Annotated in this window: 23 protein-coding genes; 10 read left to right on the forward strand and 13 right to left on the reverse strand. The window is 71.8% G+C overall.

Annotation, left to right across the window (positions count from 1 at the left end; all coding sequences use genetic code 11):
- The 6 genes from CCN29_RS01650 to mce form a co-directional block, all read right to left on the reverse strand.
- Positions 1-874 (reverse strand): ABC transporter ATP-binding protein (locus tag CCN29_RS01650; RefSeq protein WP_086679719.1); only part of this gene is annotated, 874 nt, incomplete at its 3' end.
- Positions 875-1,006: 132 nt separating this feature from the next.
- Positions 1,007-1,780 (reverse strand): ABC transporter permease, encoded by a 774-nt coding sequence (locus CCN29_RS01655; RefSeq protein ID WP_031023182.1) that lies wholly within the window; start codon positions 1,778-1,780, stop codon positions 1,007-1,009.
- 2 nt (positions 1,781-1,782) lie between these two features.
- Entirely contained in the window at positions 1,783-2,745 is a 963-nt protein-coding gene (locus tag CCN29_RS01660) for an ABC transporter ATP-binding protein (protein WP_006130180.1), read from the reverse strand.
- Positions 2,746-2,825: 80 nt separating this feature from the next.
- Entirely contained in the window at positions 2,826-3,764 is a 939-nt protein-coding gene (locus CCN29_RS01665) for a coiled-coil domain-containing protein (protein ID WP_086679722.1), read from the reverse strand.
- Between the two features lie 183 nt (positions 3,765-3,947).
- The gene (gene scy / locus CCN29_RS01670) at positions 3,948-7,796 is read right to left on the reverse strand and encodes a polarized growth protein Scy (RefSeq protein WP_006130182.1); all 3,849 of its coding nucleotides are present in this window, start codon (positions 7,794-7,796) and stop codon (positions 3,948-3,950) included.
- 226 nt (positions 7,797-8,022) lie between these two features.
- Positions 8,023-8,463 carry a methylmalonyl-CoA epimerase gene (gene mce, locus CCN29_RS01675; protein WP_006130183.1) on the reverse strand — a complete coding sequence of 147 codons (441 nt, stop codon included), beginning with the start codon at positions 8,461-8,463 and terminating at the stop codon, positions 8,023-8,025.
- A gap of 147 nt (positions 8,464-8,610) precedes the next feature.
- Here mce and CCN29_RS01680 point away from each other — a divergent pair, with 147 nt between their 5' ends.
- Together CCN29_RS01680 and meaB are read left to right on the forward strand one after the other, a co-directional pair.
- A complete protein-coding gene (locus CCN29_RS01680; RefSeq protein ID WP_086679724.1) occupies positions 8,611-9,834 on the forward strand; it encodes an acetyl-CoA C-acetyltransferase in 1,224 nt (407 codons plus the stop codon).
- A gap of 50 nt (positions 9,835-9,884) precedes the next feature.
- On the forward strand, positions 9,885-10,856 hold the full coding sequence (meaB, locus tag CCN29_RS01685) for a methylmalonyl Co-A mutase-associated GTPase MeaB (RefSeq protein ID WP_086679726.1): 972 nt from the start codon (positions 9,885-9,887) through the stop codon (positions 10,854-10,856).
- Between the two features lie 169 nt (positions 10,857-11,025).
- Here the strand turns inward: meaB and CCN29_RS01690 are convergent, their stop codons facing one another.
- A complete protein-coding gene (locus CCN29_RS01690; protein ID WP_006130186.1) occupies positions 11,026-11,619 on the reverse strand; it encodes a PepSY domain-containing protein in 594 nt (197 codons plus the stop codon).
- A 116-nt stretch (positions 11,620-11,735) separates the two neighbouring features.
- Here CCN29_RS01690 and CCN29_RS01695 point away from each other — a divergent pair, with 116 nt between their 5' ends.
- Complete coding sequence (locus CCN29_RS01695) at positions 11,736-12,401, forward strand: response regulator transcription factor (RefSeq protein ID WP_006130187.1); 666 nt, start codon at positions 11,736-11,738, stop codon at positions 12,399-12,401.
- Positions 12,398-13,882 carry a sensor histidine kinase gene (locus CCN29_RS01700; protein WP_006130188.1) on the forward strand — a complete coding sequence of 495 codons (1,485 nt, stop codon included), beginning with the start codon at positions 12,398-12,400 and terminating at the stop codon, positions 13,880-13,882. The genes CCN29_RS01695 and CCN29_RS01700 overlap by 4 nt, the downstream gene beginning before the upstream one ends.
- Before the next feature lie 27 nt (positions 13,883-13,909).
- On the opposite strand, the gene CCN29_RS01705 is transcribed toward CCN29_RS01700, so the two are convergent.
- The 4 genes from CCN29_RS01705 to CCN29_RS01720 form a co-directional block, all read right to left on the reverse strand.
- Positions 13,910-14,386 carry a MarR family winged helix-turn-helix transcriptional regulator gene (locus CCN29_RS01705; protein ID WP_006130189.1) on the reverse strand — a complete coding sequence of 159 codons (477 nt, stop codon included), beginning with the start codon at positions 14,384-14,386 and terminating at the stop codon, positions 13,910-13,912.
- Positions 14,387-14,483: 97 nt separating this feature from the next.
- Positions 14,484-15,284 carry an AIM24 family protein gene (locus CCN29_RS01710; protein ID WP_031023176.1) on the reverse strand — a complete coding sequence of 267 codons (801 nt, stop codon included), beginning with the start codon at positions 15,282-15,284 and terminating at the stop codon, positions 14,484-14,486.
- Positions 15,281-15,931, reverse strand: a complete 651-nt coding sequence (locus tag CCN29_RS01715) for an AIM24 family protein (protein WP_031023174.1) — start codon at positions 15,929-15,931, stop codon at positions 15,281-15,283. The genes CCN29_RS01710 and CCN29_RS01715 overlap by 4 nt, the downstream gene beginning before the upstream one ends.
- A 1-nt stretch (position 15,932) precedes the next feature.
- On the reverse strand, positions 15,933-16,565 hold the full coding sequence (locus tag CCN29_RS01720) for an AIM24 family protein (RefSeq protein WP_031023173.1): 633 nt from the start codon (positions 16,563-16,565) through the stop codon (positions 15,933-15,935).
- Between the two features lie 234 nt (positions 16,566-16,799).
- Between CCN29_RS01720 and CCN29_RS01725 the strand changes: the two genes are divergently transcribed.
- The 5 genes from CCN29_RS01725 to icmA all read left to right on the forward strand — a co-directional run bounded on the left by CCN29_RS01725 (position 16,800) and on the right by icmA (position 20,236).
- Entirely contained in the window at positions 16,800-17,144 is a 345-nt protein-coding gene (locus tag CCN29_RS01725; protein ID WP_006130193.1) for a DUF3817 domain-containing protein, read from the forward strand.
- Positions 17,141-17,434, forward strand: coding sequence for an MTH1187 family thiamine-binding protein (locus tag CCN29_RS01730; protein WP_006130194.1), 294 nt, complete (start codon positions 17,141-17,143; stop codon positions 17,432-17,434). Before CCN29_RS01725 ends, CCN29_RS01730 begins: the two co-directional genes overlap by 4 nt.
- 125 nt (positions 17,435-17,559) lie before the next feature.
- Positions 17,560-18,069 (forward strand): MarR family winged helix-turn-helix transcriptional regulator, encoded by a 510-nt coding sequence (locus CCN29_RS01735; RefSeq protein ID WP_006130195.1) that lies wholly within the window; start codon positions 17,560-17,562, stop codon positions 18,067-18,069.
- A 43-nt stretch (positions 18,070-18,112) separates the two neighbouring features.
- Positions 18,113-18,451, forward strand: coding sequence for a DUF3817 domain-containing protein (locus CCN29_RS01740; RefSeq protein ID WP_006130196.1), 339 nt, complete (start codon positions 18,113-18,115; stop codon positions 18,449-18,451).
- An 84-nt stretch (positions 18,452-18,535) separates the two neighbouring features.
- Positions 18,536-20,236 (forward strand): coenzyme B12-dependent isobutyryl-CoA mutase large subunit, encoded by a 1,701-nt coding sequence (gene icmA, locus CCN29_RS01745; RefSeq protein WP_086679728.1) that lies wholly within the window; start codon positions 18,536-18,538, stop codon positions 20,234-20,236.
- Positions 20,237-20,310: 74 nt separating this feature from the next.
- Here the strand turns inward: icmA and CCN29_RS01750 are convergent, their stop codons facing one another.
- Entirely contained in the window at positions 20,311-21,126 is an 816-nt protein-coding gene (locus CCN29_RS01750; protein ID WP_086679730.1) for an SDR family oxidoreductase, read from the reverse strand.
- 182 nt (positions 21,127-21,308) lie between these two features.
- Here CCN29_RS01750 and CCN29_RS01755 point away from each other — a divergent pair, with 182 nt between their 5' ends.
- Positions 21,309-21,785 carry a YybH family protein gene (locus tag CCN29_RS01755; RefSeq protein ID WP_086679732.1) on the forward strand — a complete coding sequence of 159 codons (477 nt, stop codon included), beginning with the start codon at positions 21,309-21,311 and terminating at the stop codon, positions 21,783-21,785.
- 65 nt (positions 21,786-21,850) lie between these two features.
- Here CCN29_RS01755 and CCN29_RS01760 read toward each other — a convergent pair whose 3' ends face one another.
- Positions 21,851-22,651, reverse strand: a complete 801-nt coding sequence (locus CCN29_RS01760; protein ID WP_006130200.1) for an SAM-dependent methyltransferase — start codon at positions 22,649-22,651, stop codon at positions 21,851-21,853.
- Positions 22,652-22,697: the final 46 nt, after the last annotated feature.

Below are 22,697 nucleotides of genomic sequence, written 5' to 3' on the forward strand. Positions count from 1 at the left end.
ACGCCTCCTCCAGGGACGCCTGGTGCGGAGACAGCTCCCACAGCCGTACGTCGTGGTCGTGGGCGATGTCGCTGATCCGGGGCAGCGGCAGTCCCGTCACCCGCAGCGCGCCGTCCTGCTCGGGCAGCACATGGCCGCCGGCCTCGGTGATCGCCGCCGAGAGCTTCTCGCGCTGCTGCGGCTCGGTGTCGGGCGTGCGCACCCGGGCGAAGTCGGCGGAGTTCGCGGAGATGAACTCCCGCACGCTCATGTCCGCCATGAGCTGCCCGCGGCCGATCACGATGAGGTGGTCGGCGGTCAGCGCCATCTCGCTCATCAGGTGGGAGGAGACGAACACCGTGCGGCCCTCGGCGGCCAGCGACTTCATCAGGTTGCGCACCCAGAGGATGCCCTCGGGGTCGAGGCCGTTGACCGGCTCGTCGAACAGCAGCACCTGCGGGTCGCCCAGCAGCGCGGCGGCGATGCCCAGGCGCTGCCCCATGCCGAGGGAGAAGCCCTTGGACCGCCGGCCCGCCACCTCGTGCAGACCCACCACGCCCAGCACCTCGTCCACCCGGCGGGCCGGGATGCCCGACAGCTGGGCGAGGCTGAGCAGGTGGTTGCGGGCGGACCGGCCGCCGTGCACCGCCTTGGCGTCCAGCAGCGCGCCGACCTGGCGGGGAGCGTTGGGCAGCTTGTCGTACGGGTGGCCGCAGATCGTGACCCGGCCCGCGGTGGGGTTGTCCAGACCGAGGATCATCCGCATCGTCGTCGACTTGCCCGAGCCGTTGGGGCCCAGGAAGCCGGTGACGGTGCCGGGACGCACCTGGAAGGAAAGGTTGTACACAGCGGTCTTGTCGCCGTACCGCTTGGTCAGGCCGCTTGCCTCGATCATGCTCCGCACCCATCGAAAGGTTCAGGACAGCGGGGCACACGCCCCCCGTAAGGGTTAGGAGCTTATCGGGGCGCTGACGGTTCCGCTCAAGGGTGCGTCAGGGGCGGACCGGAACCGGTCCCGTCCGGTCGTTCACTGCGCGTCACGCCGTCGGAGCAGTACGTAGCCGCCCGCGACCGCCGCGATCACCCACAGCGCCATGATGCCCAGGCCGCCCCACGGGCCGTACGGGGTGTCGTCGTCCAGCGGGGTGACCACCTGCATGATCCGGCTGCCGGCCTGGTCGGGCAGGAACTGGCCGACCTTCTTCGTGGCGTCGACGTTCCCGAGGATGTTGGAGATCAGGAAGAAGAACGGCATCAGGATGCCCAGCGACAGCATGGGCGAGCGCAGCATCGTGGCCACGCCCATCGAGAACAGCGCGATCAGCGTCATGTAGAGCCCGCCGCCGATGACCGCGCGCAGCACCCCGTCGTCGGAAAGGGACGTGCCGAGGTCGCCGAGCATCAGCTGGCCGAGGAAGAACGTGGCGAAGCTGGTGGCCATGCCGACCACGAACGCCAGCACGGTGGCCACGGCGAGCTTGCTGAACAGGAAGACCCCGCGCCGGGGCACGGCCGCCAGCGAGGCGCGGATCATTCCGGTGCTGTACTCGTTCGACACCACCAGCACCCCGAACACGATCATCGCGAGCTGGCCCAGGCTGGTCCCGGCGAAGCTGATGAACGTCGGGTCGAAGGAGAGCTGCTCCCGCCGGTCCAGGTTGTCGAACTCGCTCCTCGACAACGCCGAGATCAGCATGCCGAGGGCGATGGTGACGACCACCGCGCTGGACAGCGTCCACACCGTGGACGCCACCGACCGGATCTTGGTCCACTCCGACCGTACGACCTGTGCCGTCGCCATGCTCAGCCCTTCCTCCAGCTCTCGCCCCACTGCTGCTGCGAGGGCAGGGGCGCGCCGGTGCCGGGGTGGGCGTGGTACTCCACCGACTCCGCCGTCAACTGCATGAACGCCTCCTCCAGGGACGCCTGCTGCGGGCTCAGTTCGTGCAGCACCACGCCGTCGCGGGCGGCCAGCTCGCCGATCTTCTCGGCGGGCGTCCCGTCCACCTCCAGCGTCCCGTCCGCGCCGTCCACGACGGTGACGCCGGCCCGGTGCAGCGCGTCGAGCAGCGCCTCCCGCTGCGGGGTGCGCACCCGGACGTACGAACGGGAGTTGCGCTCGATGAACTGAGCCATCGAGGTGTCGGCGAGCAGCCGGCCCTGCCCGATGACGACGAGGTGGTCCGCCGTCAGGGCCATCTCGCTCATCAGGTGGGAGGAGACGAACACCGTGCGGCCCTGCTCGGCCAGCGACTTCATCAGCGTGCGGATCCAGTGGATGCCCTCGGGGTCGAGGCCGTTCACCGGCTCGTCGAACATCAGGATCTGCGGGTCGCCGAGCAGCGCGGCGGCGATGCCGAGCCGCTGCCCCATGCCCATGGAGAACCCCTTGGCCTTCTTGCGGGCCACCGCCGTCAGACCGACCGTCTCCAGCACCTCGCGCACCCGCCGGTCGGGGACGCCGTTGCTCTGCGCGAGCCACAGCAGATGGTTGTAGGCGCTGCGCCCCGGGTGCACGCCCTTCGCCTCCAGCAGGGCGCCGATGTAGGTCAGCGGGTCCTTCAGCTGGTCGTAGTGCATGCCGTCGATCCGCACGTCCCCGGCCGTGGGGTGGTCGAGCCCCAGGATCATGCGCATGGTGGTCGACTTGCCGGCGCCGTTCGGGCCGAGGAAGCCCGTGACGATGCCCGGCCTGACGGTGCACGTCAGCCGGTCGACCGCCACCTTCTCGCCGTACCGCTTGGTCAGCCCCTCCAGCTCGATCATGCGGCCACGCTAGAACGGGGCGAAGCCCTCTGCCACCGCAGTGGCAGAGGGCTTCGCCGTGGTCCGGTCGGCCGGTGGGGTTACCGGGACTGCTGGGCCGGGACGCCGCGGGAGACGGGCTCGTCCTCGGTGGCGGGCGCGCCGGTGGCGGCGACCGCGGCACCCGTGAGGGTCGCCAGCATCTCGCGGACGTTGGTCAGCTGGGCGTTGATCGAGTCGCGGCGGTTGGTCAGCGCGGCCAGCTCGCGCTCGGACTCCGAACGGATCCGGTCGGCCTTGGCGTTGGCGTCCGCCACGATGTCCTCGGCCTGGCGCTGCGCGGTCTCCACCGTCTGGCGGGCGCGGCGCTCGGCGTCGGTGCGCAGCTTCTCGGCCTCCAGGCGGAGCTGCTCCGCACGGTGCTCGATCTCCGCGAGACGCTTCTCGGCCTTCGCCTGACGCGAGGCCAGGTCGCGCTCGGACTGCTCGCGGCGCTTCGCCAGGTTCGTCTCGAAGTCCGCGGCGGCCTGCGCGGCCTTGGCGCGGGTCTCCTCGAAGAGGGCGTCCGCCTCCTCGCGCTTGGACTGGGCGTCCTTCTGCGCGTCGGAGCGCAGCTGGGCGGCCTCGCCCTGGGCCTTCTCGACGATCCGGACGCCCTCGTCCTCCGCCTTCGCCTTGCGGTCGGCGGCGTACGCCTCGGCGTCGTTGCGCACCTGCTGGGCGGCCGACTCGGCGAGCTCGCGGTGCTGCTCCGCGGCGCGCCGGGCCTCCTCGCGCAGGTCCTTGGCCTCCTCCTCGGCGAGACGGAGGATCTTCTCCACGCGCGCGCCGAGACCCGCGTACGACGGCTCGGCGTCGTTGATCTGGGCCTGGGCGTTCTGCGTCTCGAGGTGGAGCTCTTCGATGCGCTTTTCCAGAGCGGTGATGCGGGCGAGAGCGCTGTCACGGTCGGAGACGAGCTTGGAGATACGTTCGTCCACCTGAGCGCGGTCGTACCCACGCCGCACAAGCTCGAAGCCGTAGGGGGAAGTGTCGCTCATGGGGTTCCTGTCGAATGAGACCGGTGAGGTGATAGGTGGAATCCTAGGGGCCGAAGCGCTGTGTCATCGAGCGGATGCACGTTTGATACGGAAGATGACACCCCTTTTGAGTGGCTCGCCGCCGGAAGCCTTGCCAAAGCCATGGTCAAAGCCCTCACCGTACAAGGGAATTCGCCCGGTTTGCTAGCTATCGGCTGACTTGCCACCCGTACGGGTAGCACCCGCCGCGGCCCCCGCCTTGACGCCGTTGTCCTTGCCGCCCCCAGGGGCTTCGAAGGACTCCAGGGCCTCCAGGACGTCCTGGACGCGCGAGATCTCCGCGTTGATGTCCTCACGGCGCCGGACGAGGACCTCCAGCTCGCGCTTGCCCTCCTCGACGGTGCGCCGTGCCTCGCGCACCGCCTCGGCCTTCAGCTCCTCGGCCTCCTTCACGAGCGTGGCCTTCTTCTGCTCCGCCTCCTTCAGAAGACCCTCGGCCTTCTTCACGGCGGCGATGCGCACCTTGCCCGCCTCGGAGTTGGCCTCGGAGACGATCTCCTTCGCCTTGGCCTCCGCCTTCGCCAGCTGCTCCTCCGCGGCCTTGATCAGCGCGTCGCAGCGGTCGCCGGCCGACTTCATGGTCTCCGCCGCCTCGCGCCGGGCCCGCTCGTGCAGCTCCTCGATCTCGCGCGTGATCCGGTCGCGCAGCTCCTCCGCGCGCTCCCGGATCTGTGTCGCGTCGCGGCGCGCCCCGACCAGCAGCTCGTCGGCGTCCGTACGGGCCTTCTCCACCAGGGAGTTGCCCTCGACCCGCGCCTCGGACACCAGCCGCTCGGCCTCGCTGCGGGCCGCGCCCACCATGGTGTCCGCCTGCGACTCGGCGTCCGCCGTGGTCTTCAGCGCCTGCTGCTGCGCCTCGGTGAGCAGCTTGTCCGCCTCGGCGGTGGTCTCCGTGATCAGGGTGTCGACCTGCTCGGCCGCCTCCGAACGCCGCTTGTTGGCCTCCTTGCGGGCCTCGTCCAGCGTCCGCTCGGCCTCCTCGCGCGCGGAGGACGTGAGGCGCTCCGCCTCCGACTCCGCGTCCGCCTTGACCCGCTCGGCCTCGTGCCGCAGCCGCTCCGCGTGCTGCTGCGCCGACCCGACCGTCTCCGCGGCCTCGGCGCGCAGCCGCTCCGCGTCGCCGGTGGCGTCCGCGATCAGCTTCTCCGCCTTGGCGACCGACTCCGAACGCACCCGCTCGGCCTCGGCGATCGTCTCGTCGGTGAGCCGCTCCGCCTCGCTGCGCGCCTCGGTGATGAGCGTGTCCGCCTGCGTCGCCGCGTCCGAACGGATCCGGTTGGCGTCCTCACGGGCCTCCGCCCGGGTGCGCGCGGCGGTCTGCTCGGCCTCGGCGACCGTGTCGGACGCCTCCGTGCGCAGCCGCTGCGCGTGCTCGGAGACCTCGGCGCGGATCCGGTCCGCCTCCGTGATCGCCTCCGAAACCGTGCGCTCCGCGAGGGACTTGGCCTCCTCGGCCTCCTCCCGCGCCTCGCGCCGCAGCCGGCCCGCGTCCTCGCTCGCCCGCTCCCGCTCCGCGTAGGCGTCGGTGCGGACCCGGTCCGCCTCCTCCTCGGCCTCGCGGCGCGTGCGCTCCGCCGCGTGCTCGGCGGCGCTGCGCAGCCCGGTGATCTCCTCCTGCGCCTGCTCGTGCAGCCCCGCCACCGAGTCCCGCACCTGCTGCGCGTGCTGCTCGGCCGCCGACACCATCTCCGTGGCGCGCCGGTCCGCCTCCTCGACCAGCCGCACCGCCTCGGCCTGCGCCTCGTCCACCCGGGTGCGCGCCGCCGCCAGCAGCTCCTCGCTCTGCTCGCGGGCCCGCCGGCGTTCCTCGTCGGCCTCCTCCCGGGCCGCGCCGAGGAGTTCCTCCGCCTCCCGGCGACGCCGGGCCGCCTCCTCCTGCGCCGCCGCCAGCGTCTCGGACGCCTCCGTGCCGATCCGCTCGGCGGCCGCCTGGGCCTCCGCGCGCATCCGGTCCGCGCTGTCCTGCGCCTCCGACTTGAGCCGCTCCGCCTCGGCCGCGGCCTCCGACCGCAGCCGCACGGCGACGGCCTCGCCCTCGGCCCGGGACGCCGACGCGTCCGCGGCGGCCTCGTCCCGCAGCCGCTCGGCCTCCTGCTCGGCCTGCTGCTGGAGCGTACGGATCCGCTCGGCGGCCTCGGTGCGCAGCCGCTCGGCCTCCTCGGTCGCCTCACGGCGGATCCGGGCGGCCTCCTCGCGCGCCTCGCTCAGCGCCCGCTCGGCGGAGGCGAGCCGCTCCTCGGCCTCGGTGTGCAGCCGGGTCAGCTCGCCGGCCGCCTCCTCGCGGCGCGCCTCGACGGCCCGCTCGGTCTCCTCGCGCAGCTCGCGCGCGGCCCGCTCGGCGTCCTCCTTGAGCGCGTCCGCCTGCTCCACGGCCTCCGCGCGGTGCCGCTCGGCCTCCTTGCGGGTGCGCTCCAGGGTCTCCTCGGCCTGCCGGCGCAGCGTCGTGGCGCGCTCGATGGCCTCGGTGCGGACCTTCTCGCTGTCCGTCTGCGCGGTGGACCGCAGTTCGTCCGCGTCCGCCTTGGCCTTGGCGAGCAGCTCCTCGGCGGACCTGGCCGCCTCCTCGATCTGCGCCACGGCCTCCTTGCGGGCCTCCGCACGGATCTTCTCGCCCTCGGCGACCGCGTCGGCGCGCAGCTGCTCGGCCTCGCCGCGCAGCCGGCGCGCCTCCTCCTGGAGCTCGACCGTCTTGGCGCGGTACTCCTTGGTGTCGTCCTTCGCCGCGCCCTTGAGCTGCTCGGCGATGTCGTGCGCCTCGGCGCGCAGCCGGTCCGCCTCCGCCTCGGCCTCGCGGCGGATCCGCTCGGCCTCCTCGGCGGCGGCCCTGGTGGTCCGCTTCGCCTCCTCGGACGCCTTGTTGAGCACGTCCTCGGCGGTCTTGGCCGCCTTCGACAGCTGGGTGGCGGACTCCTCCGCGGTGAGCGTACGGGCCTTCTCCGCGGCCTCCGCGACGATCTTCTCCGCCTCGGCGCGGGCGTCGGCGACCAGCTGCTCGGCGTCCGCCTTGGTGGCCTCCGCCTCCTTGGTCGCCTCGCCGACCAGCCGCGCCACCTGCTCCTTGGCGGTGCGCGTGCGCGTCTCGTTGGCGGCCTCGGCGGACGCCAGCGCCTTGGCGGCGGCCTCCTTCGCCTCGGCGAGCACCTTCTCGGCCTCGGAACGCGCCTCGCGCAGCGCGCTCTCCGCCTCGGTCATCCGCTCCTCGGCGACCCGGCTCATCTCCTGCGCCCGGCGGCGCGCGTCCTCCGACTCGCTGGCCGTGGAGGTGCGCAGCTGCTCGGCGTGCTCGGTGGCCTCCTGGGCCTGCGTGGACGCGGCGTTGAGCAGCCGCTCGGCGTCGGCGCGGGCGCGGCGCAGCAGCTGCTCGGCCTCGCCGCGGGCCGCCTCCGCCTCGCTCTGGAGCCGGCGGCGGGCCTCGGCGGTCAGCCGCTCGGCCTCCTCGCGCGCGGCGGCCAGGGCCTGTTCGCGCTCGGCGCGGGTCTCCTCCAGCAGCCGGCGGGCCTGCTCCTCGGTGCGGGCCCGCAGCTGCTCCGCCCACGCCACGTTCTCGTTGACGTGGCTCTCGACGGTCTGGCGGCGCTCCGCCAGCTCCTGGTCGAGCTGCTGGCGCCGGGTCACCGCCTCCTGGTGCAGCTCCGCCTGGAGGCGGGCGGCCTGCTCGGCGTGCTCCTGGAGGATGCGCTGGGTCTGGGCGCGGGCCTGGCTCAGCTCCCGCTCGGCGTCCGCGCGGAGCTGGTCGGCCTGCATCTGCGCGTTGCGCAGCAACTGCTCGGCCTGGTAGCCGATGTCGCCGCCGTCGTAGGCGGGCCGGGACATGATGGTGCGCCGCGCCTCGTGCAGCTTGGCGCGCAGCACCTCGACCTGGTAGCCGAGGTCCTCGGCGTGCTGGATCGCCTTTTCCCGCTCGGTCTTCAGCCGCTTCATCTCGGCTTCGAACCGAGAGAGGTGGTCGACGTCAGCCGCCGGCTCTCGCTCCTGGCTCTCGTAGCCCCGCACTGCGCGGTCCCATCCGTCCCCTGGTCGCAAGTCTGGCCGAGCCCCGTCCATCCCGAACGGCGCCCCCGGGGAATGGTGTCAGATCATCGGCGGAGCTTGGGCTGCCGCCCCGCGCTCGCCCCCCGCCACCCGGCCCCGGCGATCCCGTCGCCGAACACGACGGGACTCGGTCACCACGCTTCGAGCGGCGACCAGACCCAACCCTACCGGCCCTTATGTACGTGGGTCAGTGCTCGGACGACTCAACGGGCGCGGAAGTGACCAGTTCTGTCAGTACGCCGTGGCAGTCCTTGGGGTGCAGGAAGGTGATCCGTGACCCCATGGAACCGCGCCGGGGCTCTTCGTACAGAACGCGTACGCCCTTCTCCTTGATGTCCGCCGCCTCCGCGTCGACGTCCGCCGTACCGAAGGCGATGTGGTGGACCCCCTCGCCGTTCTTCGCGAGCCACTTGGCGACGGTGGAGTCCTCACGGATCGGCTCGAGGAGCTGCAGGTAGGAGGCCCCGCCGTCGGACGTCTCGTTGATCTTGAGCATGGCCTCGCGCACGCCCTGCTCCTCGTTGACCTCCGAGTGGAACACCTCGAAGCCGTAGGTGGAGCGGTAGAACTCCACCGTCTTGTCGAGGTCGAAGCAGGCGATCCCGATGTGGTCGATTCGCGTCAGCATGGAATCAGTGCAGCGCCCCCGCGACGGTTACGCAACGTGCGCGCGATCACACCGAAAGGCCGATGACGCGATCACCTGCGCGTCAGTACATTCGAAGTAAACCCTCGTTCACTCCTCGGCTGTGCAGCCGGAAGGGGACCGCAGCTCATGACTTCTGCATCTTCTGCATCATCCGCAACGAACGGCACGACGTCCGTCATCGTCGCGGGCGCCCGCACCCCGATGGGTCGGCTGCTCGGTTCGCTGAAGTCGTTCTCCGGAGCCGACCTCGGCGGCTTCGCGATCAAGGCCGCCCTCGACCGTGCGGGGATCGGCGGCGACCAGGTCCAGTACGTGATCATGGGGCAGGTGCTCCAGGCCGGGGCGGGGCAGATCCCGGCGCGCCAGGCCGCCGTCAAGGCCGGCATCCCGATGAGCGTCCCGGCGCTCACGATCAACAAGGTGTGCCTCTCCGGCCTCGACGCCATCGCGCTGGCCGACCAGCTCATCCGCGCGGGCGAGTTCGACGTGGTCGTCGCCGGCGGCCAGGAGTCCATGACCAACGCCCCCCACCTGCTGCCGAAGTCCCGCGAGGGCTACAAGTACGGCGCGGTGCAGATGCTCGACGCGATGGCCCACGACGGTCTGACCGACTCCTTCGAGGGCATCGCCATGGGCGAGTCCACGGAGAAGCACAACACCCGCCTCGGCATCGGCCGCGCCGAGCAGGACGAGATCGCCGCCCTGTCCCACCAGCGGGCCGCCGCCGCGCAGAAGAACGGCGTCTTCGAGGCCGAGATCACCCCGGTCGAGATCCCGCAGCGCAAGGGCGACCCGGTGCTCTTCAGCAAGGACGAGGGCATCCGCGGCGACACCACGGCCGAGTCCCTCGGCAAGCTGCGCCCGGCCTTCGCCAAGGACGGCACGATCACCGCGGGCACCTCCTCGCAGATCTCCGACGGCGCCGCGGCCGTGGTCGTGATGAGCAAGGCCAAGGCGCAGGAGCTGGGCCTGGAGTGGATCGCCGAGATCGGCGCCCACGGCAACGTGGCCGGCCCCGACAACTCGCTCCAGTCGCAGCCGTCGAACGCCATCCTGCACGCCCTCAAGAAGGAGAGCCTGGAGGTGTCCGACCTCGACCTGATCGAGATCAACGAGGCCTTCGCGGCAGTCGCCGTGCAGTCAATGAAGGACCTGGGTGTTTCCACCGAAAAGGTGAACGTCAACGGTGGCGCCATCGCCCTCGGCCACCCGATCGGGATGTCCGGCGCGCGGCTGGTGCTGCACCTGGCGCTGGAGCTGAAGCGGCGGGGCGGCGGCGTCGGCGCCGCGGCCCTGTGCGGCGGCGGCGGCCAGGGCGACGCGCTGATCGTGCGGGTGCCCCGGGCCTGAGCCGGCCTTTTGCAGTTTTTCCTCTGGTGAACGTCGTGAACGGAGCTGTGATGCAGGACGTCTCCACGCTGGTCGCCCAGGCCAGGGAAGGCCGGCCGCGGGCCGTGGCCCGGCTGATCTCCCTGGTGGAGGGGGCATCCCCGCAGCTCAGGGAGGTCATGGCGGCCCTCGCGCCGCTCGCCGGCAACGCCTACGTGGTCGGCCTCACCGGCTCCCCGGGCGTCGGCAAGTCGACGTCCACCTCGGCGCTGGTGACCGCGTACCGCAAACAGGGCAAGCGGGTCGGCGTCCTGGCCGTCGACCCGTCCTCCCCGTTCTCCGGGGGCGCCCTGCTCGGCGACCGCGTCCGCATGTCGGAGCACGCCTCCGACCCGGGCGTCTACATCCGCTCGATGGCGACGCGCGGCCACCTCGGCGGCCTGGCGTGGGCGGCCCCGCAGGCCATCCGCGTCCTGGACGCGGCCGGCTGCGACGTGATCCTGGTGGAGACGGTGGGCGTCGGCCAGTCGGAGGTGGAGATCGCCTCCCAGGCCGACACGTCGGTGGTGCTGCTGGCGCCGGGCATGGGCGACGGCATCCAGGCCGCCAAGGCCGGAATCCTGGAGATCGGCGACGTCTACGTCGTCAACAAGGCCGACCGCGACGGCGCCGACGCGACCGCCCGCGAGCTGAACCACATGCTGGGCCTGGGCGAGTCCCGCGGGCCCGGCGACTGGCGTCCCCCGATCGTCAAGACGGTCGCCGCGCGGAGCGAGGGCGTCGACGAGGTCGTCGAGGCGCTGGAGAAGCACCGGGCCTGGATGGAGGAGCGGGGGGTTCTCGCGGAGCGGCGTGGGGCGCGGGCGGCGCGGGAGGTCGAGACGATCGCGGTCACCGCGCTGCGGGAGCGTATCGGCGACCTTCATGGTGACCGGCGTCTGGACGCGTTGGCGGAACGCATCGTCGCGGGCGAGCTGGACCCTTACCGGGCGGCGGACGAACTGGTGGCGGGTCTGACCCGGGGCGGCTCGTCCGGCACCTGAGCACAGGGTTCTCGCCCCCGCCGCCCCTTCCCTTCCCGTCCCCGGGGGCTGCGCCCCCAGACCCCCTTCGGCCCTGGCGGGCCTCGTCCTCAAACGCCGGACGGGCTGCAAGTAGCCCGTCCGGCGTTCGAGGAGCGGGGTCCGGGGCGGAGCCCCGGGTCGGGAAGGGTCAGTCGTCGTCGCGGTCGGCCGTGACCGAAGCGGTCGTCAGGGCGACCTTCCAGTCCCGTTCGTCCCCGCCGGAGGCGCGCGTCTCCGCCTCCCAGCCCCGGTCGTCACCGTCGTCGTCCAGGTCGACGGAGACGACGGTCCCCTTCGCGGCAGCCGCCTTCGCCGCGTCCTCGGCCGTCACCGACGCCCCCTTCAGCGCGGCCCGTACCTCGGCGGCGTCGTCCTCGTCGTCCTCCGAGGAGCCCAGGACCTTGCCGGTGTCCGGGTCGACGCGCACGCTGTGCCAGGTGTCGCCCGTGCCGAGGACGTCCACCTCCCAGACGGCGTCGTCCCGTTCGGCGGACACCGCCGTACCCGGCGTGTGCTTCAGCGCGGCGGCGATGGCGCCGGCGGCGGTCACGTCCCCGGGCGTGGCGGCACGGTCGTCGCCGTCGTCGTCGGAACGGTCGTCGCCGTCGTCCCTGTCGTCGTCCGTCCGCGTCACCGACGTCGAGGCGTCGTCATCGTCCCCCGAGACCGCGAGGGCCGTGGCCGTGCCGCCCCCGACGAGGGCCGCGGCCGTGACGACGGCGATCACGATGTTGCGCTTCATGTGGGTTCCTCCCGAGTGGGTCGGCTTTCGACACCTTCAATCTCGCCCACCGACGCTGAGCCGAAGCTGAAGCAGCCTGAAGTGATCTTCAGCTTCCCTTTGCGACCCTGGGTGCCATGCGACTCCTGATCGTCGAGGACGAAAAGCGCCTCGCCCTCTCCCTCGCCAAGGGCCTCACCGCCGAGGGCTACGCCGTCGACGTCGTGCACGACGGCCGGGACGGGCTGGACCGGGCCACCACGGAGCCGTACGACCTGGTAATCCTCGACATCATGCTGCCCGGCCTCAACGGCTACCGGGTGTGCGCCGCCCTGCGCGCCGCCGGGCACGACGTGCCGATCCTGATGCTCACCGCCAAGGACGGCGAGTACGACGAGGCCGAGGGGCTGGACACCGGCGCCGACGACTATCTGACCAAGCCGTTCTCCTACGTCGTGCTCGTCGCCCGGGTGAAGGCGCTGCTGCGCCGGGGCCGGGCCGCGGGCGCGTCCCCGGTCCATGTGCACGGCGACCTGAAGGTGGACACCGCGGCCCGCCGGGTCTGGCTCGGCGAGGACGAGGCCGAGCTGACGGCGAAGGAGTTCTCGGTGCTGGAACACCTGGTGCTGCGGGCAGGCGAGGTGGTGTCCAAGGCCGACATCCTTGAGCACGTCTGGGACTTCGCCTACGACGGCGACCCGAACATCGTCGAGGTGTACGTCAGCGCCCTGCGCCGCAAACTGCGCGCCGACCTCATCCGCACCGTGCGCGGCGCCGGTTACCGGCTGGAGACGGCGCCGTGAGCCGGCTGTTCGGCTCGGTCCGTTCCCGGGCGACGCTCGGCGCCACCCTCGTCGTCGCCGTGGCCCTCGTCGCGGCGGGCGCGGCCGTCCTGCTGTCCCTGCGCGCCAATCTCACCGGCGAGGCGGGCACCCGGGCCGAGCGCTCCGCACAGGCCGTCGCCTCCGAACTGGCCGCCCGTACGCCCCTCGGCAAGCTCTCCGGGCTGGACGCCGAGGACACCCCGGTGCAGATCGTCGACGAGGACGGCGTCCTGCTCGCCGCCTCGGAGGACCTGGAGCGGATCAGCGGTACGGGCATCGCCGAGGTGACCCCGTCGCCGGCCCGCTCCGACGGGGACGACGACGGCGATGACGGTGACGACGGTGATGACAGGCACGACCGCTCCGGCCGTTCGGACGACGACGGCCGCGACGACGACTCCCTCGACCCCGGCGAGATCGCCCAGGGCGCGAGCTACACCAACGGCACCGCCACCGTCGACGGCGACACCGAGGACTACCGCTTCGCCGCCGTCGAGGTGGAGACCCCCGACCGGGGCCGCCTCACCGTCCACGCGGGCGCCCCGCTGGCCGCCGAGCACAGCGCCGTGGGCACCGCGCTGACCTCCATGCTCATCGGCTTCCCGCTGCTGCTCGGCGTCGTCGCCGCGGTGACCTGGCTGGTGACCGGCAGGGCCCTGCGCCCGGTCGAGGGCATCCGCCGGGAGATGGCCGCGATCACCGCTTCCGAGGACCTCCGCCGCCGCGTCCCCGAACCGGCGACGCACGACGAGATCGCCCGGCTGGCCCGCACCACCAACGCCACCCTCGCCGCCCTGGAGTCCTCCGTGGAGCGTCAGCGCAGGTTCGTCGCCGACGCCTCCCACGAGCTGCGCAGCCCCATCGCCTCGCTGCGCACCCAGCTCGAGGTCGCGGCCGCCCACCCCGAACTGCTCGACCTGGACGGCGCCGTGGAGGACACAGTACGGCTCCAGAACCTGGCCGCCGATCTGCTGCTGCTCGCCCGGCTGGACGCGGGGGAGCGGCCCGCCGGGACCAGGGTGGACCTGGCCGCGCTGGCCCGCGAGGAGGCCGCGGGGCGCGAGTGCGTGACGGTGGAGGGGGAGGCCGTGGAGGTCTCCGGGTCGCGCGGCCAGCTCGGGCGGGTGCTCGCCAACCTGCTGGACAACGCGCAGCGGCACGCCCGTGAGCGGATCACGGTGACCGTGCGCCGGGAGGGCGACCAGGCCGTGGTGGGCGTCGCCGACGACGGCGAGGGCGTGGCCGGCGCCGACCGCGAGCGGATCTTCGAGCGGTTCGTACGGCTGGACGCGGCGCGCAGCCGGGACGACGGCGGCGCGGGGCTGGGCCTGGCGATCGCGCGGGACGTCGCCGTGCGCCACGGCGGCACGCTCACCGCGGGCGCGGCGCCGGCGGGCGGAGCCCTCTTCGAACTCCGCCTGCCGCTCGCCGGCGCGGACCGGGGGACGCCCTCGGCCTAGACGGCAGAGGTCAGGAAGGGGAGGACGTCAGAGTCGTCCCCGCTGCCCCCTCAGGTGCTCCGCGATGGGCTTGAGGGCCTTGTCGAGCTCGATCAGCGCCTCGGGGGACAGCAGGTCGATGAAGTGCCGGCGCACCGACGCCACATGGTGCGGGGCGACCTTCTGCATCGTCTCCATGCCGTGGTCGGTGAGGACCGCGTACAGTCCCCGGCGGTCCGACTCGCAGTTCTCCCGGCGGACCAGGTGGGCGTTCTCCATCCGGGTGATCTGGTGGGAGAGGCGGCTCTTGGACTGCATCGTGGCGGAGGCGAGGTCGCTCATCCGCATCCGCCGGTCCTCCGACTCGGACAGGTTCACCAGGATCTCGTAGTCGTTCATTGTCAGGCCGAACGGCTGCAGATCCTTCTCGAGCTGGTAGGTCAGCAGCTTGTTGACCTCCAGGTGGGTGCGCCAGGCGCACTGCTCCGCATTGGTCAGCCAGCGGGTGGCCGTCTCGGTCTCCATGAATGAAGTCTACCTAAGGAAGTTGAAAGGCGAACTAATAAGGCTTCCGTGTGACATCGCGTGCAGGCGTTCGATGTCACACCCCGCACACTACCGCTCACAGCCCGAAGCGACGCTGGAGGTCCCCCAGCTGTCCGGGAAGGCGCGGTCCGCCCGCGCCAGGTCCGGACCCGCCCGGCACGCCCCCTCCGGGTACCCCGGGCTGCTGCGGGGGAGCCCCCGTGGCCTGCTCCGCCATCAGCGCCTCGGACGACTGGAGCAGCACCGTGCCCGCGCCGACGAACTCGAACTGGTGCTCCTCGCCGGAGACCCCGCCGAGGCCCGTCATCGCACGTAGACCGCCCAGTACGCCGGTCAGGTAACCGTGGTCGTAGTGGTGGCACGGGGACGGGCAGTCCGCCCAGCCGACCAGCGCCTGCGGGTCGACCCTGATCGGCGGTTCCATGAACACCACCGGTCCGTTGGACGCCGCCACGAACTTTCCGGTTCCGATCAGCGTCAGGAAACCTGGCACGATCGATTGCTTCAGCGACAGACTTGGCTGAAAAGCGAGCAAGTTGCCCGAGCGAATGGTCAGATTGCCGTCATCGAGGTCGTACGAATTGACATCGAAGGCCCGGTCGGCGAGCAGCATCTTGCCCGAGCCCTCCGCCACGACCCAGTCGCTCGCGTGCAGTGGCGAATGGAACGACGTCCGGACAAGCCGGTCGAGTCGCCCGTGCCCGATCCCGTTGAAGTCGATGGCGCCGTAGTAGGCGATCATCTTCCCCTTCTGCATGAACCACTGGGTGCCCTTGAGCTCCACGCAGAAGGTGTAGGGGTTGACGTTGTCGTCGGACGGCAGCGTCATGGGGTCGAGGGCCGCGGCCCCGGCGCCCGGCGTTCCGTACGTGCTCACAGCTTCTCCTCCGAGGCCTGGACGTAGACCGCGCCGCTGCCGCTCAGCTCCAGCTGGAAGGCCTCGCCGGAGCCGCGTCCCACCATGTCCCGCCAGCCGAGCGCCGTCGACAGCTTGTTGCGCACGTCCCCGTGGTGGGCGACGTACGCCTGCGGGTCGACGTGCACCGGGCGCTGCGGGGTGATCGGCAGCTCGACGACCCCGCCGTGGGCCATCACGGCGACCGCCCCGTGCCCCTTGAGCGTGGTGGTGAACAGGCCCTGCCCGGAGACCTGGCCCCGGACCATGCCCATCACCCCGCCCTGCGCGCCGAGGAACACCGTGCCCTGTTCCAGCGTGCCCTCGAAGGCCAGCAGCCGGTCCGCCTCGACGTACAGGGTGTCCCCGGAGAGGTGGATCACCTGGACGTGGTGGCCGCCGTGCCCGAACAGCACCGTGCCGCTGCCCTCGACGGTCATCAGGGGCGTGTCCTCGTTCGCCACGCGCCGGCCGATCATCGACATCACACCGCCCTGGCCGCCGCGCAGGTTCGGGGTGAAGCTGACCTCGCCCCGGTACGCGAGCATCGCGCCGCGCTGGCTGAACAGCCGCTGCCCCGGCGCCACGGTCGCCTCGACCACCTTGGCGTTCATCTCCCGGAAGCCCATGTCAGACGTCCCCCGCGATCGTGTTGCGCTCACTGGGCTGGACGTAGACCACGCCGTCGCCCTCGAAGCGGATCTGGAAGGCCTCGCCGCCGCCCTCGCCCAGCAGCGTGCGGAAGGTCACGCCGGACTGGAACGACTGCCGCAGGTTCCCCTGGTGCGCCACGTACGCGCCCGGGTCGACCGTCAGCGGGTACTGCGGGCCGACCCGCAGCAGCACGGCGGGGCCGTCCGACATGATCGCGGCCTGGCCGTGGCCCTCGACCGTGGTCGTGAACAGCCCGTTGCCCTGGGAGGCGCCGCGCAGGCCGGTGAACGTGGTGCCCGTGCGCAGGCCGCCGTCGGTCGCCAGCAGGTTGCTCGACTCGACGTACAGCTTCTCCCCGTTCAGCGACACCAGGTTGATCTCCGAGGCGCGGTCGGCGAAGAAGCAGGTGCCGTGTCCCTTCACCTCCATCAGCGTCATCTGCTCGCCCGTGAGCCGCCGGGTCACCATCCCCCGCAGGCCCTCACCGCCACCCGTGAGCTTCTTGAAGGTCATCTGACCGTCGTACGCGACCATGGAGCCGTTCTTCGCCTTCACGGCGTCCCCGGTCATGTCGACGGCGAGCACCTTGCTGCTCTGAAGTCGGAACATCGCCACGTGTGCGACGGTAGCGGCCCTTTTGCCCCGCGCCCAGAGCCCGAAGGAGGAGTCGCACCCTGACTCCGCCCTGACCCGAGCCCGGCCCGGCCCTGACCCGGCCCCGACCCCCTGCGGTGATCGCTCCCGAGGTTTGCCACAATGGACCCGCTTGTGCGCGCGTTCACAAGGCGCTCGCAGGCAGACAGCACCGTCGACGCCGACGTCTCTCCCTCCCGAAGGTGACCCGTGGACATCAAGACCGCCTCCGCACTCCGACGCCTCCGCCTGGTCTCGGGCCCCGAAGCGATCTCGTTCCTGCTGCTGCTCGTCTGCTCGGTCCTCAAGCGGACCACCGACTTCAACGCCGTGCCGGTCATGGGCGCGGTCCACGGCTTCCTCTTCGTCCTCTACGTGATCTTCTGGGCCGACGCCTGGAACCGCGCGAAGTGGTCGCTGGGGACCGCCGCCTTCTACTTCGTCATGTCGGTGCTGCCCACCGGCGGCTTCTTCGCCGAGCGGCGGCTCAAGCGTGAGGCCGAGGACGCGGTGATCGCCTCCCGCGCCCGCAAGGAAGGGGTCGTGAACGCGTGATCGTCGCCTTTTCCGTGACGCCGCTGGGCGTCGGCGAGGACGTGGGGGAGTACGTCGCCGACGCCGTGCGGGTGGTCCGCGAGTCCGGGCTGCCGAACCGCACTGACGCGATGTTCACCTCCGTCGAGGGGGAGTGGGACGAGGTCATGGACGTCGTGAAGCGTGCCGTGGCCGCCGTGGAGGCGCGTGCGCCGCGCGTCTCGCTCGTCCTCAAGGCGGACATCCGTCCGGGCGTGGAGGACGGTCTGACGTCCAAGGTGGAGACCGTCGAACGGCATCTGGCCGGCTGACGGACGCCGCCCCCGTGCCCGTCCGCCCTGTCCTGCCGCCCGTCTGCCCTGTCCCGCCGCCCGTTCGCGGACCGAAGTGCGAGACAGGGCTGACCGGCATCTGACCCGCCGGTAGGGTCTGGTCCGTGCCCAAACCGCTCAGTCTCTCGTTCGATCCCATCGCCCGTGCCGACGAGCTCTGGAAGCAGCGCTGGGGAAACGTGCCGGCGATGGCCGCGATCACCTCGGTCATGCGGGCCCACCAGATCCTGCTGGCCGAGGTCGACGCGGTGGTCAAGCCCTACGGGCTCACCTTCGCGCGGTACGAGGCGCTGGTCCTGCTGACCTTCTCGCAGTCCGGCGAGCTGCCGATGTCCAAGATCGGCGAGCGGTTGATGGTGCATCCCACGTCGGTGACCAACACCGTGGACAGGTTGGTGAGGTCGGGGCTGGTCTCCAAGCGCCCCAACCCCAACGACGGCCGCGGCACCCTCGCCTCCATCACCGACAAGGGCCGCGAGGTCGTCGAGTCCGCCACCCGCGACCTGATGGCGATGGACTTCGGCCTGAGCGCCTACGACGCGGAGGAGTGCGCGGAACTCTTCGCCATCCTCCGCCCCCTGCGACTGGCGGCGGGCGACTTCGAGGAGAGGTGACCCTGCCGAAGATCGCCCGGAACGTGCCGTTACGCTCGACCCCATGAAGAAGAGCGTGCTGACCCGCTACCGGGTGATGGCCTATGTCACCGGTGTCCTTCTCGTCGCGCTGACCCTCGGCATGATCGGCAAGTACGTGCTCGACATGGGTGGCGCGGCCGACTTCACGCAGGTGGTCAGCATCGCCCACGGCTGGCTGTACGTGGTCTACCTGATCTTCGCCTTCGACCTCGGTTCCAAGGCGAAGTGGCCGGTCAAGAAGCAGCTGTGGGTGCTGCTCGCGGGCACCATCCCCACGGCCGCGTTCTTCGTGGAGCGCAGGATCAGCCGTGAGCTGGAGGGCAAGGTCACGGACGAGGCTCCCGCCGTCGCCAAGGCCTGACCCCCCGCGTCCGACCGCCGTACGGACGGGCGTGCGGCGGTCTCCCATCGACATTTACTTGGACGTCCTAGTAAATTCGAAGGTATGGACGCTGACGCCATCGAGGAGGGCCGCCGTCGCTGGCAGGCCCGGTACGACGCCGCGCGCAAGCGCGACGCGGATTTCACCACGCTCTCCGGCGACCCCGTGGAGCCGGTGTACGGTCCCCGGCCCGGGGACAGCTATGAGGGGTTCGAGCGGATCGGCTGGCCGGGTGAGTACCCCTTCACCCGCGGCCTGTATCCGACCGGCTACCGCGGGCGGACGTGGACCATCCGGCAGTTCGCCGGGTTCGGGAACGCCGAGCAGACCAACGAGCGGTACAAGATGATCCTCGGCAACGGCGGAGGCGGCCTGTCCGTCGCCTTCGACATGCCGACGCTCATGGGCCGCGACTCCGACGACCCGCGCTCGCTGGGCGAGGTCGGCCACTGCGGGGTGGCCATCGACTCGGCGGCCGACATGGAGGTCCTGTTCAAGGACATCCCGCTCGGCGACGTCACCACCTCGATGACCATCAGCGGGCCCGCCGTGCCCGTCTTCTGCATGTACCTCGTCGCCGCCGAGCGGCAGGGCGTCGACCCGTCCGTGCTCAACGGCACGCTCCAGACGGACATCTTCAAGGAGTACATCGCGCAGAAGGAGTGGCTGTTCCAGCCGGAGCCCCATCTGCGCCTCATCGGCGACCTGATGGAGTACACCAGCGCGGGCATCCCCGCGTACAAGCCGCTCTCGGTCTCCGGGTACCACATCCGCGAGGCGGGGGCGACGGCCGCGCAGGAGCTGGCGTACACGCTCGCCGACGGCTTCGGGTACGTCGAGCTGGGCCTCAGCCGGGGCCTCGACGTGGACGTCTTCGCGCCGGGCCTGTCCTTCTTCTTCGACGCGCACGTCGACTTCTTCGAGGAGATCGCCAAGTTCCGCGCCGCGCGCCGGATCTGGGCGCGCTGGATGCGGGACGTCTACGGCGCGAAGAGCGAGAAGGCGCAGTGGCTGCGGTTCCACACCCAGACCGCCGGCGTCTCGCTCACCGCGCAGCAGCCGTACAACAACGTGGTCCGCACGGCCGTCGAGGCGCTCGCCGCCGTGCTCGGCGGGACCAACTCCCTCCACACCAACGCCCTCGACGAGACCCTCGCGCTGCCCAGCGAGCAGGCCGCCGAGATCGCCCTGCGCACCCAGCAGGTGCTGATGGAGGAGACCGGCGTCGCCAACGTCGCCGACCCGCTGGGCGGCGCCTGGTACGTCGAGCAGCTCACCGACCGCATCGAGGCGGACGCCGAGAAGATCTTCGAGCAGATCAAGGAGCGGGGCCTGCGCGCCCACCCGGACGGCGAGCACCCCATCGGGCCGATCACCTCCGGCATCCTGCGCGGCATCGAGGACGGCTGGTTCACCGGCGAGATCGCCGAGTCGGCGTTCCGCTACCAGCAGGCGCTGGAGAAGGGCGACAAGCGGGTCGTCGGCGTCAACGTCCACACCGGCTCCGTCACCGGCGACCTGGAGATCCTCCGGGTCAGCCACGAGGTGGAGCGCGAGCAGGTCCGGCTGCTCGGCGAGCGCAAGGCCGCCCGCGACGACGCGAAGGTGCGCGGCACGCTGGACGCGATGGTCGAGGCGGCCCGCTCCGGCGTGAACATGATCGAGCCGATGCTCGACGCCGTCCGCGCGGAGGCCACGCTGGGCGAGATCTGCGACGCCCTGCGCGACGAGTGGGGCGTCTACACGGAGCCCGCCGGCTTCTGACGCGGCCCTCCGCGCGGTGGGTCCGGTTCTCCGGGCCGCACCGCGCGGAGGTCCTTGTGTCCCGCTCGCCGTCGTCAGCCGAGCTCGGTGGGTACGACCGTCAGCTCGGCGATGTTGACCCGGGCCGGCACCGCCACCGAATAGGTGAGGGCGTCGGCGACGTCCTCCGCGGTGATCGTCGTGAGGGCCGACCGCATCTCTTCCAGCCCGGCCCGGGTGGCCTCGTGCGCCATGTCGGCGCCGAGCTCGGTGACGGCGAAGGCCGGGTCGACGGACCGCACCCGAACACCCCGGGGCCCGAGCGAGGCACGCAGGTTGCGGGTCAGCTGGGCGACCGCCGCCTTGGTCGCTCCGTAGACCGGGTAGTCGGCGAAGATCACCTCGGCCGCGATGGAGCCGAGGTTCACCAGGTCGGCGGCGCGCCCGGCCTCGGCCGCGGCGAGCAGGTCCGCGACGAACACCTGTCCGGTCGCCAGCAGGCCCCGGACGTTCACGTCGATCATCCGGTCCCACTCGGCGGGGTCCGCCTCGTCGAACGGCGCCCCGAGCATCACCCCCGCGTTGGCGACGACCAGGTCCGGCCGGCCCAGGGTGGCGCGGATCGTCGACGCGGCGGCGGTCAGCGCGGCGGTGTCGGTCACGTCGACCGCGAGCGCCAGGACGTCGGCGGAGTGTTCCGCACGCAGGATCGCGGCGAGGTCGTCCAGCAGCGCGGCCCGCCGGCCGAGGAGGGCGACCGCCGCTCCGGCGGCGGCGAAGCGGTGTGCGGTCGCGGCGCCGATCCCGGCACTGGCGCCGGTGATCACCGCGACCCGGCCGGCCAGCAGACCCGAGGGCACCCCGGCGGCGGCCGAGGTCGAGGTGAAGGTGTGTGCAGTGTTGTCCGTCATGGGACCGAGCGTCTCCGGTGGGCGGGCGGCCGGCCAGGACGGCTCTTTCCTGGGTGCGGCACACCCAGGCTGGTCGGCGAACTGTCCCTGTACAGCCAGGAGTTCCCGGCCCACCGGGAGGCCGGACGGGTGGGTGTGACAGACCCTCCCTGGAGCTCGCCCGCGGCCCTAGCGTCGAGTTCATGACCGATGAGCAACTGATCGCGGATCTGCACGGCCGATGGGTGTTCGGATGGGAGCGTGTCGAGGGGGACCCGCTGTTCGACTTCCGGCGCGTCTTCGGTGACTTCTACGACGCCGAGTCCCCGGACGTCCGGCTCTACGACGACTTCGACCCCGAGCACCGTGTCGCGGCGAGCGCCGCCGAGTACGGCTCGATCTGGGAACCCGTCTTCCGCAGGACGGTCTCCGTGCGCCATGCCGTCGTCGACGGCCCCCACGTCGTCGCCGGCCACGACATGGCGGCGTCCACCCTGGTCTTCGTGGCACGGGTCACCCTGCCCGACGCCACCACGGACATCCGGACCACGACCTCGCTGGTCTGGCGCCGTACACGGGACGGCTGGCGGATCGTCCGTGAGCACAACTCCTCCCAGGTTCTGCCCGCGGGGGCCCTCGACGGCAGGCTGCCGGCCCCCGGGGACGCGGCACACCGCTGAGCCGGCGGGCACCGGGCGCGTGAGTGAACCCGGTCGCGCCCCGCCTCCCCCGGACGGCCCGGAGGTCACGGCTTGCGGGCCACCGCCCCGTACAGGGAGATCACCGCGTTCTCGTCGGTGCTCTCCCCGACCGCGAGCTCCGGGTGCCAGTCGGTCAGCTGGACCAGTCCCGGCTCGACCGGCGTCAGCCCCTCGAAGAAGCGGGCGATCTCCGCGCGGGAGCGGGGCGCCAGGGTGACGCCGCCCGCCCGGTACAGCTCCACCCCGCGGGCCACGGCCTCCGGGTCGAAGTCCGCGGTGAGCTGCGACAGCACCAGGTAGCTGCCGGACGGCAGGGCGTCCACAAGACCCTCCACCAGGGTGTGCGGGTCGTCCTCGTCGCCGAGGAAGTGCGTCAGCGCCACCAGGGACAGCGCCACCGGGCGCGTCAGATCCAGGGTCTGCCGGGCCTCCTTGAGGATCCGGCCGGGCTCGCGCACGTCCGCCTGCACGTAGTCGGTGGCCCCCTCGGGCGTGCTGCGCAGCAGGGCCTCGGCGTGCTTCAGCACGACGGGGTCGTTGTCGGTGTAGACGACGCGGCACTCCGGCGCGACGCCCTGCGCCATCTGGTGCAGGTTGGGCTCGGTCGGTATGCCGGTGCCGACGTCCAGGAACTGGCGTACGCCCCCGGGGCCGGCCAGCCAGCGGGTGACGCGCTGCATGAACCAGCGGTTGGTGCGGGCGATGTGCCGGGCCGTGCCGTCGACGCTCATGATGCGGCGGCCCAGTTCCTCGTCGACGGGGTAGTTGTCCTTGCCGCCGAGGAACCAGTCGTAGACCCGGGCCGGGTGCGGTGCGGACGTGTCGATGCGCGCGGCGCCGGTCATGCCTGTTCCCCCTGATGCTCATGTCCCGTGGCGGACACGATCATCG

The sequence above is a fragment of the Streptomyces pseudogriseolus genome (assembly GCA_002154585.1).
GTDB classification, from domain to species: domain Bacteria; phylum Actinomycetota; class Actinomycetes; order Streptomycetales; family Streptomycetaceae; genus Streptomyces; species Streptomyces pseudogriseolus.

Coding starts and splice junctions, on each gene's coding strand:
- CCN29_RS01655 (WP_031023182.1), bottom strand. CDS start 1,780: ATGGCGACGGCACAGGTCGTACGGTCGGAGTGGACCAAGATCCGGTCG.
- CCN29_RS01660 (WP_006130180.1), bottom strand. CDS start 2,745: ATGATCGAGCTGGAGGGGCTGACCAAGCGGTACGGCGAGAAGGTGGCG.
- CCN29_RS01665 (WP_086679722.1), bottom strand. CDS start 3,764: ATGAGCGACACTTCCCCCTACGGCTTCGAGCTTGTGCGGCGTGGGTAC.
- mce (WP_006130183.1), bottom strand. CDS start 8,463: ATGCTGACGCGAATCGACCACATCGGGATCGCCTGCTTCGACCTCGAC.
- CCN29_RS01680 (WP_086679724.1), top strand. CDS start 8,611: ATGACTTCTGCATCTTCTGCATCATCCGCAACGAACGGCACGACGTCC.
- meaB (WP_086679726.1), top strand. CDS start 9,885: ATGCAGGACGTCTCCACGCTGGTCGCCCAGGCCAGGGAAGGCCGGCCG.
- CCN29_RS01690 (WP_006130186.1), bottom strand. CDS start 11,619: ATGAAGCGCAACATCGTGATCGCCGTCGTCACGGCCGCGGCCCTCGTC.
- CCN29_RS01695 (WP_006130187.1), top strand. CDS start 11,736: ATGCGACTCCTGATCGTCGAGGACGAAAAGCGCCTCGCCCTCTCCCTC.
- CCN29_RS01705 (WP_006130189.1), bottom strand. CDS start 14,386: ATGGAGACCGAGACGGCCACCCGCTGGCTGACCAATGCGGAGCAGTGC.
- CCN29_RS01715 (WP_031023174.1), bottom strand. CDS start 15,931: ATGGGCTTCCGGGAGATGAACGCCAAGGTGGTCGAGGCGACCGTGGCG.
- CCN29_RS01720 (WP_031023173.1), bottom strand. CDS start 16,565: ATGTTCCGACTTCAGAGCAGCAAGGTGCTCGCCGTCGACATGACCGGG.
- CCN29_RS01740 (WP_006130196.1), top strand. CDS start 18,113: ATGAAGAAGAGCGTGCTGACCCGCTACCGGGTGATGGCCTATGTCACC.
- icmA (WP_086679728.1), top strand. CDS start 18,536: ATGGACGCTGACGCCATCGAGGAGGGCCGCCGTCGCTGGCAGGCCCGG.
- CCN29_RS01750 (WP_086679730.1), bottom strand. CDS start 21,126: ATGACGGACAACACTGCACACACCTTCACCTCGACCTCGGCCGCCGCC.
- CCN29_RS01755 (WP_086679732.1), top strand. CDS start 21,309: ATGACCGATGAGCAACTGATCGCGGATCTGCACGGCCGATGGGTGTTC.
- CCN29_RS01760 (WP_006130200.1), bottom strand. CDS start 22,651: ATGACCGGCGCCGCGCGCATCGACACGTCCGCACCGCACCCGGCCCGG.